At 58.9% G+C, this 13,174-nt stretch carries 14 protein-coding genes; 5 read left to right on the top strand and 9 right to left on the bottom strand.

Annotation, left to right across the window (positions count from 1 at the left end):
• From hemW to rph, 4 genes are all read right to left on the bottom strand, one after another.
• On the bottom strand, positions 1–1,097 hold a 1,097-nt coding region (hemW, locus tag ABL922_RS13030), incomplete at its 3' end, for a radical SAM family heme chaperone HemW (protein ID WP_349024643.1).
• A complete protein-coding gene (locus tag ABL922_RS13025; protein WP_349024642.1) occupies positions 1,098–1,640 on the bottom strand; it encodes a DUF2239 family protein in 543 nt (180 codons plus the stop codon).
• 57 nt (positions 1,641–1,697) lie between these two features.
• Positions 1,698–2,339: an RdgB/HAM1 family non-canonical purine NTP pyrophosphatase gene (rdgB, locus tag ABL922_RS13020; RefSeq protein WP_349024641.1), complete on the bottom strand. Its 642-nt coding sequence runs from the start codon at positions 2,337–2,339 to the stop codon at positions 1,698–1,700.
• A gap of 141 nt (positions 2,340–2,480) precedes the next feature.
• Positions 2,481–3,194, bottom strand: a complete 714-nt coding sequence (gene rph / locus ABL922_RS13015) for a ribonuclease PH (RefSeq protein WP_349024640.1) — start codon at positions 3,192–3,194, stop codon at positions 2,481–2,483.
• 79 nt (positions 3,195–3,273) lie between these two features.
• Here rph and hrcA point away from each other — a divergent pair, with 79 nt between their 5' ends.
• On the top strand, positions 3,274–4,317 hold the full coding sequence (gene hrcA, locus ABL922_RS13010; protein WP_349024639.1) for a heat-inducible transcriptional repressor HrcA: 1,044 nt from the start codon (positions 3,274–3,276) through the stop codon (positions 4,315–4,317).
• A gap of 45 nt (positions 4,318–4,362) precedes the next feature.
• Positions 4,363–4,917 carry a nucleotide exchange factor GrpE gene (gene grpE, locus ABL922_RS13005; protein ID WP_349024638.1) on the top strand — a complete coding sequence of 185 codons (555 nt, stop codon included), beginning with the start codon at positions 4,363–4,365 and terminating at the stop codon, positions 4,915–4,917.
• On the opposite strand, the gene ABL922_RS13000 is transcribed toward grpE, so the two are convergent.
• Positions 4,901–5,365: a hypothetical protein gene (locus tag ABL922_RS13000; RefSeq protein WP_349024637.1), complete on the bottom strand. Its 465-nt coding sequence runs from the start codon at positions 5,363–5,365 to the stop codon at positions 4,901–4,903. The two genes, grpE and ABL922_RS13000, sit on opposite strands and share 17 nt — an antisense overlap.
• A gap of 88 nt (positions 5,366–5,453) precedes the next feature.
• Positions 5,454–6,122: a CDP-alcohol phosphatidyltransferase family protein gene (locus ABL922_RS12995; protein WP_349024636.1), complete on the bottom strand. Its 669-nt coding sequence runs from the start codon at positions 6,120–6,122 to the stop codon at positions 5,454–5,456.
• Between the two features lie 125 nt (positions 6,123–6,247).
• On the opposite strand from ABL922_RS12995, the gene ABL922_RS12990 reads away from it, so the two are divergent.
• Positions 6,248–7,645 (top strand): MATE family efflux transporter, encoded by a 1,398-nt coding sequence (locus ABL922_RS12990; RefSeq protein WP_349024635.1) that lies wholly within the window; start codon positions 6,248–6,250, stop codon positions 7,643–7,645.
• Between the two features lie 18 nt (positions 7,646–7,663).
• Here ABL922_RS12990 and ABL922_RS12985 read toward each other — a convergent pair whose 3' ends face one another.
• The 3 genes from ABL922_RS12985 to ABL922_RS12975 form a co-directional block, all read right to left on the bottom strand.
• A complete protein-coding gene (locus ABL922_RS12985; protein ID WP_349024634.1) occupies positions 7,664–8,821 on the bottom strand; it encodes an indoleamine 2,3-dioxygenase in 1,158 nt (385 codons plus the stop codon).
• 77 nt (positions 8,822–8,898) lie between these two features.
• Positions 8,899–9,333, bottom strand: a complete 435-nt coding sequence (locus ABL922_RS12980; RefSeq protein ID WP_349024633.1) for a vgr related protein — start codon at positions 9,331–9,333, stop codon at positions 8,899–8,901.
• A 29-nt stretch (positions 9,334–9,362) separates the two neighbouring features.
• Complete coding sequence (locus ABL922_RS12975) at positions 9,363–9,854, bottom strand: copper chaperone PCu(A)C (RefSeq protein ID WP_349024632.1); 492 nt, start codon at positions 9,852–9,854, stop codon at positions 9,363–9,365.
• A gap of 184 nt (positions 9,855–10,038) precedes the next feature.
• On the opposite strand from ABL922_RS12975, the gene dnaK reads away from it, so the two are divergent.
• Positions 10,039–11,943 (top strand): molecular chaperone DnaK, encoded by a 1,905-nt coding sequence (gene dnaK / locus ABL922_RS12970; protein ID WP_349024631.1) that lies wholly within the window; start codon positions 10,039–10,041, stop codon positions 11,941–11,943.
• Positions 11,944–12,010: 67 nt separating this feature from the next.
• Positions 12,011–13,141, top strand: a complete 1,131-nt coding sequence (gene dnaJ / locus ABL922_RS12965; RefSeq protein WP_349024630.1) for a molecular chaperone DnaJ — start codon at positions 12,011–12,013, stop codon at positions 13,139–13,141.
• Positions 13,142–13,174 lie beyond the last annotated feature (33 nt).

The following is a 13,174-nucleotide window of genomic DNA, read 5'->3' as shown; positions in this document are numbered from 1 at the left end:
CCCCCGCCCCCTCCCGCTTGCGGGAGGGGAGAAGTAAGGACAAACCCCAGCGCCGCCAATTTTTCCACAGCCGTCCAATCGATTAGATCGCCGGAGTCGATTGCAAAACGGTCACTCAGCGCGGAGATATCCACACCCTCGCGCAGCCGCAGCCCCATCAAAAGCGCTTCCATCGCCTGTGTCGCGCTGTCGAGCGGATCTTCAACTTGCAGCCCGTGCGCATTGCGCGCAACCGCGCCCAGGAAATTTTCGGGCTTGCGGTGCCGTTGCGTGGCCATACCAGTGCGGCGCCCATGTGCACCGGGGCCGATCCCGACATAATCCTGATAGCGCCAGTAGGCGAGATTGTGCTGGCTTTCCTGTCCCGGTGTGGCGTGGTTGCTGATTTCATAGGCGGGAAGGCCTGCTGCCTCCATCCGTGCCTGTGTGAGCTCGTAAAGGTCAGCAGCGGCATCATCATCGAGCGGTTCCCATTGCCGTTTGGCAACTTCGGTGGCGAAGCGGGTGCCGGGTTCGATGGTGAGCTGGTAGAGAGACATATGCGTCGTGCCAAAGCCGATGGCGTGTGCCAACTCGGCCGCCCATTGCTGCGGCGTCTGGTGGGGGCGGGCGTAGATCAGGTCGATGCTGACCCGGTCGAAATGCTGCTGCGCCGCGTCTAGCGCTGCAAGGCTCTCTTCGACCTTATGCGCACGCCCCAAAAAGCCAAGAGTTTCGTCGTTGAGCGCCTGTAGCCCCAGCGACACCCGATTGACCCCCGCCGCTGCCAACTCGGTAAAGCGCGCTGCTTCGACAGAGGAAGGGTTGGCCTCCAGCGTGATTTCAACATCGTCGGCAAAGCCCCAGGCCCGCTCCGCCGCTTCGATCAAACTCGCCGCAGTCTCGGGCGGCATCAAGGAGGGTGTGCCGCCACCGAAGAAGATCGAACCGAGCTTGCGGCCTGCGGTCAGCCGCGCTTCATGCGCGAGGTCGGCCAGCAGCGCCTCGCGCCATACTTGTTGATCCACACTATCGCGCACATGGCTGTTAAAATCGCAATAGGGGCATTTCGAAACGCAGAACGGCCAGTGGATATAGAGGGCGAGGGGGGCATCCATCTATGGTGCTGTCGAGTCCGCTAGCACCACTTTGCCAGCCAATCGGTCGAGATAGCTTTTGATATCGTCAGGCCATGCTGCAATGTTCGCGTCAAAAGCCTCCATATCGTCGCGATACAGCGCGCGCGTTGCCTCTTCGAAGCCTGGACGATCACCGCACAAATTGCTCATGAAATTGTAGATGGCATCACGGCGTTGGCGCGATTTTGGGGATGCATCGATCGCCGCATCGACCAGACGGCGAAGCGTCGCCGATGCACCGCCGGGCTCTGATGCTAACCAGTCCCAATGGCGCGGAAGCAATGTCACTTCGCGCGCTTTCACCCCTAGCCGGGGGCGACCGGACGTTGGCGGAGGTGCGGTTTTGGCTGCATCCCAGAAATCGAGATCGGCCAGCTTTCCGGTCTCATCATCGAAGACGAGAATCGAACCCAAGTCGCTCGGGTAGCGCTCTTCAAGCATGCTGGTCAAAGACTCACGGCTGCTGGAGCCGAGCAAATTGTCGCCCAGAAAGGCGGATACGGTCGGGTTTCTGTTTGTCATGTAATCTAATTATATCCGGATAAAACTCTTGTCAATATTATCCGGATAAAATTATGCTCAGTCGAAAAGGACCTCAACCAGCTTTCGAAACGCATCGGCGCGGTGGCTCATCGCATGTTTTTCGGCAGGATCGAGCTCGGCGAAAGTCTGCTGACCGCCCAGCGGCACGAACACCGGATCATAACCAAACCCCATTGTCCCTCGCGGCGGCCAGGCGAGGGCTCCGTGGACGCGGCCTTCGAAGACCTCCTCGTGCCCGTCGGGCCACACTAGCGCGAGCGTGCAGGTGAAATAGGCGCTGCGATCGACATCGGGGCCTTGTTCCGCCAGCTTCCCCTCCACCTTGCCCATCGCCAGATACCAGTCGCGGCCCGCCCCGCCGAGCGCCTGTGCCTCGAACCACTGTTTCTCGGCCCAATCGGCGGTGTAAACCCCCGGCGCGCCATTCAATGCTGCCACGCACAATCCGCTGTCGTCGGCAAGCGCGGGCAGGCCTGAAGCCTGCGCCGAAGCATGCGCCTTCAGCAGCGCGTTTTCGGCGAAGGTGGTGCCGGTTTCCTCCGGCTCGGGCAGGCCAAGATCCCCGGCCGATACCGGTTCGATCCCGAACGGTTCGAGCAGCGCGTGGATTTCGCGGACCTTGCCAGCATTATGACTGGCGATGACCAGCTTTCCGGGTGCGAGTTTGCGGTGGGTCATGGTTTCTCCTTACCATCCTCTCTCCTTCAGGGGAGAGGCAGCGAGACTTGGCGTCTTTGACGCCTAGTCGCAGCGGAGAGGGACTTTGGGCAAGACTCCCCCTCTCCCAACCCTCTCCCCTGAAGGGGAGAGGGCTAAGTGTCACTTCACCGCTTCGCCTTGGGCTGCAAAAATCCGGTCGCAACCCATCCGCGCGAGGCGCAGGAGGCGGAGCAGGGCTTCCTCGTCATAGGTCGCGCCTTCAGCTGTCGCCTGTACCTCAGCAATCTTGCCGCCTTCGATCAGCACAAAATTGGCATCGGCATCGGCGCTTGAATCTTCGATATAATCGAGATCAAGCACCGGCGTGCCATCGCAGATACCGCAACTGACCGCTGCAACGCGACCGGTGATCGGGTCTTCCTTGATCTTGCCTTCGGCCATCAGCTTGTTGACCGCGAGGCGCAGAGCAACCCATGCGCCCGAAATCGCCGCGGTGCGGGTGCCGCCATCGGCCTGCAGCACGTCGCAATCGAGCGTGATCTGGAACTCGCCCAGTTTCTTCATGTCGACCACTGCGCGCAGCGAGCGACCAATGAGCCGCTGAATTTCCTGCGTGCGGCCAGATTGCTTGCCCTTCGCCGCTTCGCGCTGGCCGCGTGTGTGCGTGGCGCGGGGGAGCATCGAATATTCCGCGGTCACCCAGCCTTCGCCCTTGCCGCGCAACCATGGCGGCAAGCGATCCTCGACACTCGCCGTGCACAGCACCTGCGTATCGCCAAACCCGATCAGCACGCTGCCCTCGGCATGTTTGGTGAAAGCGGTTTCGATGAAAATGGCGCGCATTTCGTCTGGCGCGCGTCCGGATGGGCGCATGAAGGTTCTCCTGATGATGGGACGCATCGCCTTAGCCGTGCTGGCTTGCTTTGCAAGGCCCAGTCGCTACATTTGGCATGTGAGCCAGCCCCCCATCACCGAACTCAACGATCGCACGCGCACGATCTTCAAGGTCGTCGTCGAAAGCTATCTGGAATCGGGCGCGCCGGTGGGGTCGAGGACGCTGTCCAAAATCGGCGGTTTGAACCTGTCACCAGCCTCGATCCGCAACGTGATGCAGGATTTGGAGGAGGCGGGGTTGCTCGCTTCGCCGCATACGAGTGCAGGCCGTTTGCCGACCGAAAGCGGGTTGCGGTTGTTTGTCGATGGCATGATGCAGGCAGCCGAGCCGACTGCCGAAGAACGGCGCGCGATCGAATCGCAGATTGCCGGCAGCGGGCCGATTGAGACCGCGCTTGCCGCTGCGACCTCCGCCTTGTCGGGACTGTCAGCGTGCGCAGGCGTGGTCATGGTTCCCAAGCGCGAGGCGGTGCTCAAACAATTCAGCTTTGCCCGGCTCTCGGCAAGGCAGGCGCTGGCGATCATGGTCGGCGCGGACGGGTCGGTTGAAAACCGGCTGGTCGAGATATCTCCTGTGGTCAGCGACGGGGCCTTGGTAGAGGCAGGAAATTATATCAGCGCGCGGCTTTCCGGGCTCACATTGTCCGATGCCTTGGTTCGGCTCGATTCCGAGATACGCGGGCAAAAGGCGGCGCTTGACCAGGCGAGCGCGGAACTGGTGCGCAATGGCCTCGCCATGTGGTCGCTCGACGCCAATGAACGTCCGGTGCTGATCGTGCGTGGGCAATCAAATCTGCTCGACGAAACCGCCGCTGCCGATCTCGATCGCGTCCGTCAGTTGCTTGACGAGCTGGAGAATAAGGAAGAAATCGCTCGCCTGATCGACAGCGCGCGCGAAGCGCAGGCGACGCGGATTTTCATCGGGTCGGAGAATAACCTCTTCTCGCTGTCGGGATCCTCGGTGATCGCAGCACCCTATCGTGACGCAGGTGGGCAGATTGTCGGCGTCGTCGGGGTGATTGGCCCGACCCGCCTGAACTATGCGCGTATCGTGCCGATGGTTGATTTCACTGCGCAGGCCCTGTCACGCTTGATGAAATGAAGCGAGCGCCTATATGCGCCTTCAACACAGACATTCGGGGCAGTTATGAACGACAAGGACAATATCGACGCAGCGGCTGAGCAGGAGCTGGAAGGCGTGCCCGAACATCTGAAGGCGGAAGACAGCGCGGCGGAAGAGCTGAACAAGCTGGCGAACGAGCTGGAAACCGCGCGTCAGGACATTCTTTACGCGCAGGCAGAGGTGCAGAATGTGCGCCGCCGCATGGAAAAGGAAGCCGCCGATGCGCGCGCTTATGCCGCGACAGGCTTTGCCCGCGATATCCTTTCGGTATCGGACAATCTGACGCGCGCGCTGGAAGCAATCCCCGCCGAAATGCGCGAGAGCGAGGCGATGAAGCCTTTGGTCACCGGTCTCGAAGCGACGGGCCGCGAGCTTGAAAGCGTCTTCGCCAAGCATGGCATCAGCCGCATAGCAGCCATGGGTCTGCCGCTCGATCCGAACCAGCATCAGGCGATGGTCGAAATTCCGACTGCCGATGCAGAGCCGGGCACCGTGGTTGCCGAAATGCAGGCGGGTTATATGATCAAGGATCGGCTGTTGCGTCCGGCAATGGTCGGGGTAGCTAAGAAGGCGGATTGATATTTTTGATCTTCTGATCAGTCACTTCTTTCACCAGATTTTTGAGTTCGGTCAGTGCTTTAAGCATATCGGTTTTGGTCATCCAAAATCGATCGCCGTTGTCGACAGTATGAAATAGGTAAACTGTTTCTGCACCATTTTTGACCGGAGTTAGCGTAGAATGTGCCATATCTGATCTCAATTTCGCGGGTGCTGCGAAACGCGCCATCAATTCCGCTACGCGGTTTGGTTTCGCAAAAGGATTCGGCTCACTACCAACAAGCTCTGAAATGGCTTTCAGTTTAGGCCCCAGCATTCGCGGTATTTTGGCGGGCGATCCATTAGCGGCCGTCGGCGTTGCTGAAATGAGAACGCTGGCTGCCCACTCTTCGATTCGAGCGCATAGAATCATGTAGCTACCGATGAAAGCAGCTCCAAATTCCAGTTCTGTGGCGGTCGTGTTGTTCATCTATGTCCAAAATAGCTGGACTTTATTTCGATAAAGTCAACGCGTTACTCAGTTAGCGGAAAATTGGCGTTGAAAAGTAGGAATACTCTCACCCGCCCTTGCGGAACAACTCGATCCCCGTCCGCGAGGTATGGAACACGAAGATACTGGTCAGCAAAAAGCCGAGCACCACTGCGAATATATCAAAGGGCGAAAACAACTGACCTGCAAAGGGCCAATGAATGTTCGCTTCGGGACCGAAAATATACATGCATATGGTCAGCACGATCAACACCAAGCGGACCTCGGTGGGCCCGCCGCCCAGATAGGTCAGGCTCATAATGCCGGTGACCTTCGCCGAAATGAAGGTGTGAATCGAGAGCAGCAAATATCCGCACAGGCCGAACAGCGCCGTGTCCATCCGCAAATAGGGGCTGAGGCCCATGCCGACCACGAACAGAGTATTGGCCAGTGAATCGAGACTGTGGTCTATGAAATATCCATAATTGGGCCGTTCAATCTTGCGGAACCGCGCGACGCTGCCGTCCAGTGAGTCACCGAACCAGTTCAGGCAAAAGCCGAAGACCGCCAGCCAAAGCCAGTCACGCCCCCAATTGCTCGCAATATAGCCAACCGAGATCAGGACAGCGCCGGAAAATCCGAGCGCGGTCAACCGGTCGGGCGTCCACCAAAGTGGTAGTCGCGCGCAAATCCAGTTGAGCAGGCGGCGCTCAGCCGCAGCAGTGAGATTTTCCTGAATACGTTTCGGGGCAGTCACTTATTGTCCTTTTCATCTTTCCCCAATGTTGCGCTTTTGAGACAGGCCGCGCAAAAGCGCAAGCCGGAAAGCTGGAAGCGTTTCCTGCACTAGCCGTGGGTAAATTGCTGGGCTATTTGAGGGCCATGGCCACAGCGGCAAGCCTTTTGGATCGCCAGTCCCCCTGGCGCGACGAGCTTCGCGCGACGATGGCGCTCGCTTGGCCTTTGATCCTTACCAATATCACGATGGTCCTGATCAATTCGACCGACGTGTTCCTGCTCGCACGGCTGGGCCCCGGAGCGTTGGCGGCGTCGGCGATGGGTTCGGGGATAGTGATCGCGATGTTGCTGATCGGTATCGGCATTGTGGTTGCCGCATCGCCGCTGATGGCAGCCGAACTGGGGCGCAAAGCGCATTCGGTGCGCGATGTGCGGCGGAGTTTCAGGCAGTCTTTATGGGCCGCGACGGCGGTTTCGATTCCGATCTGGGCGATATTGTGGAATGTCGGCGCGATGCTCGAATGGGCAGGCCAGCCACAGCAGCTTGCGGCCGATACGGGCATCTTCATTCGTGCGTTGATGTGGCAGATATGGCCCGCTTTGGGCGTGGTCGCGATCCGGGGATTCATGGCCGCGCTGGAGCTGCCGCGCTGGACGATGGTTGCAGGAGCTGCGGCTGTCGTTGTCAATGCGGTCGTCAATTACGGCCTGATCTTCGGCCATTTCGGCTTGCCCAAATGGGGGTTGTTCGGTGCAGGTGTCGGCAGCTCGCTCACCAGCCTGTTCCAGTTCCTGTTTCTGTGTGCGGTGCTCTACGTCCATCCCCGCTTTCGGCGTTATCATTTGCTCGGCCGCTGGTGGCGCGCTGATTGGCAGCGTTTTTCGACGATCTGGAAACTGGGACTTCCGATCGGGCTGCATATGGGTTTTGAGGCGATGGTGTTTGCCGCTGCGGTTTTCCTGATGGGCTATATCAGCACCGAAGCGGCTGCCGCGCATGCGGTTGCGATCCAGATTGCATCAATGACGTTCATGGTGCCGATGGGTCTGGGGCAGGCGGCAACCGTGCGGGTCGGGCTCGGCTATGGTCGCCGCGATCCCGAAGCCATTCGCCGCGCGGGATGGACGGCCTATGCGTTGGGCGTTGGCTTTATGACCGCAATGGCGCTCGTCATTTGGGTGATGCCGGGGGCACTGGCCGGGCTGTTTCTTGAACCCGATAAAGTTCAAAATGCGGAGGTGCTGCGGCTTGCTATCCAGTTCCTGCTGGTCGCCGCGGTTTTTCAGATTGTCGACGGCGCGCAGGTGGTGGGCACCGGCATGCTGCGCGGTTTGCAGGATACCACTTGGCCAATGCTTTTCGCGGCTTTTGGCTATTGGGTGATCGGGATTGGCGTGGGCGCCTGGCTTGCCTTTTACCAGAACTGGGAAGGGGTCGGCATCTGGATCGGCCTTGCCATCGGCCTCGGCATCGTTGCGGCGCTGGTGCTGCTGCGCTGGCTGTCGCGCGACCGGCTGGGGCTGTTGCCCCAACCGGCCTAAAATAGGGACTGTCCCTATTTAAATCGTCTGCGCGCGATTTTCGTCGCGGTGCTTTTTCAGATATTTCATGAAAGGCGTGCCGCCGGTGCCGACGTCGGTGTCGTTGCCCGCACCTGACGAGGCCTGCTTGTTGATGTAGCTGGCGGCATATTCAAGGTGCCGGGTGCGGAAACGCGCGACCTGTTCGACGCAGGCGTTGAAGGCGTCCTTGACCGACTGGTTTTGTGTTTTGGCGAAATCGCGCACCGTGCTGGCTTCACGCACCGCATCGATGAAGGCGCGGTGCTGTGGCGGGCGGTATTGGTGCAATTCGTCGAGAAACTCGCGTAGCGGATCGCTTTCGTGCACCACCTGAAACAGCCCGTCCATCGCGGGCACAATCGAGCTTTGCGAACCGGTCTGCCCGCGAAATGCCTGCGGTTTGCCCGCAAATTTGGCGACGCCTTCATAGATCAGGCCATCGGGCAGCGCCGGATTGTTCTTCCAGCCGTGGATGTAGGGGCGGACGCGCTGGTAATAGATATAGGGATCGCAGCGTTCGGGCATGCGATCGAAATGCGCGTTCATCGCATCCCACACACGGTTCATGTCTGTCAGCAGTTGCTCGACCTTGACTGCGTCATGCTGTGCCGCTGCCTCAACCAGTTCAGTCGCCAGTTGTAGTGCACGGCCAGCCTCTGCCTCGATCGCGACATGGACGAGGACGAACCAGTTTTCGTCCTGACCGCCGAGGAAATTCTGGTGCATCGCGATATTGTCGAGGCTGATGCCGCTGGATTTGTCGAGCCGGTACCAGTTGTCGAGCACATAACCCGAATAGGGGAGCAGCGGCGGCAGGCCCAGATGGTCGCCAATCGCACAGATGGGGATAGCAAGGTTTGCGGGCAAGGTGGTTGGCGCTTCGGCTTCGCCCCAGACATAGGCTTGCACAAGGAAGCTGTAATGCACCATCGCGGTGCGCACCTGCTCGTTCGTTGCGCTGGCGAGGAATGCCGCCATGTCGGGATGGCCGACCTGCTTCAGGAAATGGCGCACGCGGCCAGAGGTTATCAGGCCAGACAGGCTGGCAGCCGCGTCGAGCATTTCGTCAAAGCCCTGCGGCAGCTCTATCGTTTCGATTTCATGGGTTGAGAGGTAGCCACGCTCTGCGCTGAGGCCAAAATCTTCAAGTTTCATGGAAGTCTCTTGGGCGAGGTGCGGGTTGGGCCACCTCTGTACATTTGGTATCAAATGAAACCAGATTGTGCAAGCTTTCAGAAGGGCAGTATGCCTTCATATTGCCCGAGCGGGGGAGCACCTGCCACCTTTACTTTGTTCTTCAGCAGGAAATAATGACGGACGATTTCAGCCTGCTGTTCGATACCATATTGCTCGAGTTTCCAACCCGGTTTCAAGCTGTAGTCATAGCGGCAAAAGGGATGCCGACGCAGCGGCAGGATAATGCCCTGCTGATGCTGCCAGACATGCACCAGTTCGTGAATGAACAACCCTTGCAGCCCCAGATCGCGGTCGCAGAAATCGTCGCAGAACAATTCGCTATCGGGGTGGAACCACAAATGCCCGTCGGGCGCCATGGTGATCTTGCGCGGCTGGAACCACCACCATTTGCGCTTGTGGATGCGTATTTTTGCATAGTCGAGGGCGTCGTGAAACACCGAGCGCGCGAGTTGGATCTCGCGCGCGGTCATGGGTCGGCCGGTAGGGTGCGGACCAAACATCAGTGGTTGTTGTGGCCCGTCTTCTCGTCAGGCTCTCGACCGTCCATTTCCTCGACGCGGGCTTTGACCAATATGCGCTCATTGTTCGAAAACAGGAATTGCGTCTCCATCTCGCCCAGTCGGCGGCCGACAAGATTGACGCCCCATACCATCACATGCTTGCCGCCGCGCTTGAATTCGACCTTTCCGTCGGCAGGGATCAGCACGCGCGTCAGCGGTGCCATCGTCATTGCGCCGGTCTTGGGATCGACCTTGCTTTCGTGCATTTCGGTGCGGAGCGCAGAGCGCGAACTGACCGACATCAGATAGACGTCCTTGGGCCCACCACGCACTGTGAAATACAATGCGGAAGGATTGCTATCGACAGGGTTCAACTTGACGACGGCGTCGTGGACGCGAAGCTGCGGGGTGGGGCCGCAGCTCGCCAGCATCGTCACCAGCAGCGGAGCAGCCAGCAGTCCCAATCGTGCGCGCATGTTCAACATCGTCATTATCTTTCCGCTTTGACTTTTCCGTGCAGAAACGGGGCATTGCCCGCATTTTTGACAATGTAAGCCGGGCAAAGCCTTGTGCCAAGCGATTTGCCACCTATATCGCCCTCGCATGTTTGGCTGCGGTGCCTGAAGGGGCTGCTCGCCAAAAACAGGGCTAATTTAGTTATCGGGGTAGAATGTAATGGCAAAAGTTATTGGTATCGATCTGGGCACCACAAACAGCTGCGTTGCTGTGATGGAAGGCGGCCAGCCGAAGGTTATTGAAAATGCGGAAGGCGCGCGCACGACGCCGTCTATTGTCGCCTTTGCGAAAGATGGTGAGCGCCTTATCGGCCAGCCCGCCAAGCGCCAGGCGGTGACCAATCCGGACAACACAATTTACGCGGTAAAGCGTCTTATTGGCCGTCGCTTTGACGACCCCATGACCAAGAAGGACATGGGCCTGGTTCCCTATGAAATCGTCAAGGGCAAGACCGGCGACGCATGGGTTAAGGCAGGTGGCGAAGATTATTCGCCTTCGCAGATTTCGGCCTTTACCTTGCAGAAGATGAAGGAAACGGCAGAAGCCTATCTGGGTGAAACCGTGACGCAGGCGGTGATCACCGTTCCCGCTTATTTCAACGACGCCCAGCGTCAGGCAACCAAGGATGCCGGCCAGATTGCCGGTCTTGAAGTGTTGCGCATCATCAACGAGCCGACTGCGGCTGCGTTGGCGTACGGCCTCGACAAGGACGAGAACAAAACCATCGCGGTCTATGATCTTGGCGGCGGCACCTTCGACATTTCGATCCTCGAAGTCGGCGATGGCGTGTTCGAAGTGAAATCGACCAACGGCGACACCTTCCTTGGCGGTGAAGATTTCGACAGCAAACTGGTCGAATTCCTCGCAGCCGATTTCAATAAGGCCGAAGGCATTGACCTGACCAAGGACAAGCTCGCTCTTCAGCGCCTTAAAGAAGCTGCCGAAAAGGCGAAGATCGAGCTGAGTTCGGCGCAGACGACCGAAGTCAACCTGCCGTTCATCACGGCAGACCAAAATGGTCCGAAGCATCTCGTCAAGAATATCAGCCGCGCCGATCTTGAAAAGCTGGTCGACGACTTGATCAAGCGCACGCTGGAGCCTTGCAAAAAGGCGCTGGCTGACGCGGGTTTGAAAGCCGACGCGATTGACGAAGTCGTGATGGTTGGCGGCATGACCCGTATGCCCAAGGTGCGCGACGTGGTGAAAACCTTCTTTGGCAAGGAGCCGCATATCGGCGTGAACCCCGATGAAGTCGTTGCAATGGGTGCTGCTATTCAGGCAGGCGTTTTGCAGGGCGACGTCAAGGATGTGTTGCTGCTCGACGTGACTCCGCTGTCGCTGGGTATCGAAACGCTGGGTGGCGTGTTTACCCGCATGATCGACCGCAACACGACGATCCCGACCAAGAAGTCGCAGGTTTACTCGACGGCGGACGACAACCAGAATGCGGTGACTATCCGCGTATTCCAGGGCGAGCGCGAAATGGCGGCAGATAATAAGCTGCTCGGCAATTTCGACCTTGTCGGTATCCCGCCTGCACCGCGCGGCGTGCCGCAGATCGAAGTGACCTTCGATATCGATGCCAACGGTCTGGTTAGCGTGACAGCGAAGGACAAGGGCACCGGCAAGGAACAGCAGATCAAGATTCAAGCTTCTGGCGGTCTGTCAGATGCCGACATTGACCAGATGGTCCGCGATGCCGAAGCCTTTGCTGAGGAAGACAAGAAGCGCCGCGAAGCTGCCGAAGCCAAGAACAATGCCGAAAGTCTGGTTCACACCACCGAAAAGCAGCTTGAAGAGCATGGCGACAAGATTGACGCTGGACTTAAAGCTGAAATCGAGGCGGCTATGGGCGAAACCAAGTCGGCTATCGAAGGTGGTGACCCTGAAGCGATGAAGGAAAAGGCGAATGCCCTGGCCCAGGTCGCGATGAAGATGGGTCAGGCGATCTACGAACAGGAACAGGCGGCAGGCGCTTCTGCTGCTCCTTCGGAAGAATCGCCGGCTGACGATGATGTCGTCGACGCCGAATTCTCCGAAGTCGACGAAGACAAGAAAGACTGATGATTACCGGTGACCGTCACTTCTGCCTTGCGCAGAGGGGCGGTCAACGAACGGAGGGACGTCGGTCGTGAGCCTCGATATCGATTATTATGAATTGCTCGAAGTAGAGCGGACGGCGGATGAAAAAACGCTGAAGACCGCCTATCGGCGCTTGGCGATGGAATGCCATCCGGATCGTAATCCGGGATGCGACAAATCCGAAGCCAAGTTCAAGGCTATCAACGAAGCCTATGATGTCCTGAAAGACCCGCAAAAACGCGCAGCCTATGACCGGTTCGGCAAAGCTGCGTTTGAAAATGGCGGGATGGGCAATGGCGGCGCACGTGGCGGTGCCGGCTTTGGGGATTTCTCCGACATCTTCGAAAGCTTTTTCGGCGATGCTTTTGGCGGCGGGCGCCAGCGAGGGCCGGTACGCGGTGCCGATTTGCGTTATGACCTCGAAATTAGTCTCGAAGATGCCTTCCACGGTCGGGCCACCGAAATCGCGATCGATGTCGCGGCGAAATGCGGTGATTGCGATGGCACGGGCGCGAAACCCGGCACCAGCACGCGTGGCTGCAATCTTTGCGGCGGGCATGGCAAGGTGCGCGCGCAGCAAGGCTTTTTCGTCGTCGAACGCACTTGCCCAACCTGCCATGGTCGCGGCGAAGTTATCGAAGATCCGTGCCGCAAATGCAGTGGCGAAGGCCGTGTCGACGAACGGCAGAAGATCGAAGTCAACATTCCCCCCGGTGTCGACGAAGGCACCCGCATTCGCATAGCCGGTAAGGGTGAGGCTGGGCCCAATGGCGCGCCGGCGGGCGATCTCTACATCTTCATGCACATCGCCCGCCACAAGGTGTTCGAACGCGATGGCACAACGCTGTTCTGCCGCGCACCGATCAGTTTCACTAAGGCGGCATTGGGCGGCGAAATCGAAATCCCCGGCCCCGACGGTAGCAAGCACAGCGTCAACATTCCTGAAGGCATCCAGTCCGGCAAGCAACTGCGCGTGCGCGGCGCAGGCATGCCCGTGCTGCAGGGGCGCGGCAGGGGCGATCTTGTCATCCAGATCGACGTCGAGACGCCGACCCGGCTGACCGCACGGCAAAAGGAATTGCTGTGCGAATTCCGCGAGACCGAAACCGGCGAAGAATGCCCGCAATCGCGTGGCTTCTTCGACAAGGTCAAGGAATTCTGGGACGATCTGACCGAATAGTCCCCCTCCCGTTTACGGGAGGGGTTAGGGGAG

Source organism: Sphingorhabdus sp. (assembly GCF_040079335.1).
GTDB lineage: Bacteria > Pseudomonadota > Alphaproteobacteria > Sphingomonadales > Sphingomonadaceae > Sphingorhabdus_B.
Note: the sequence above shows the minus strand (reverse complement) of the source record. Positions and strands in the feature narration are given on the sequence as shown.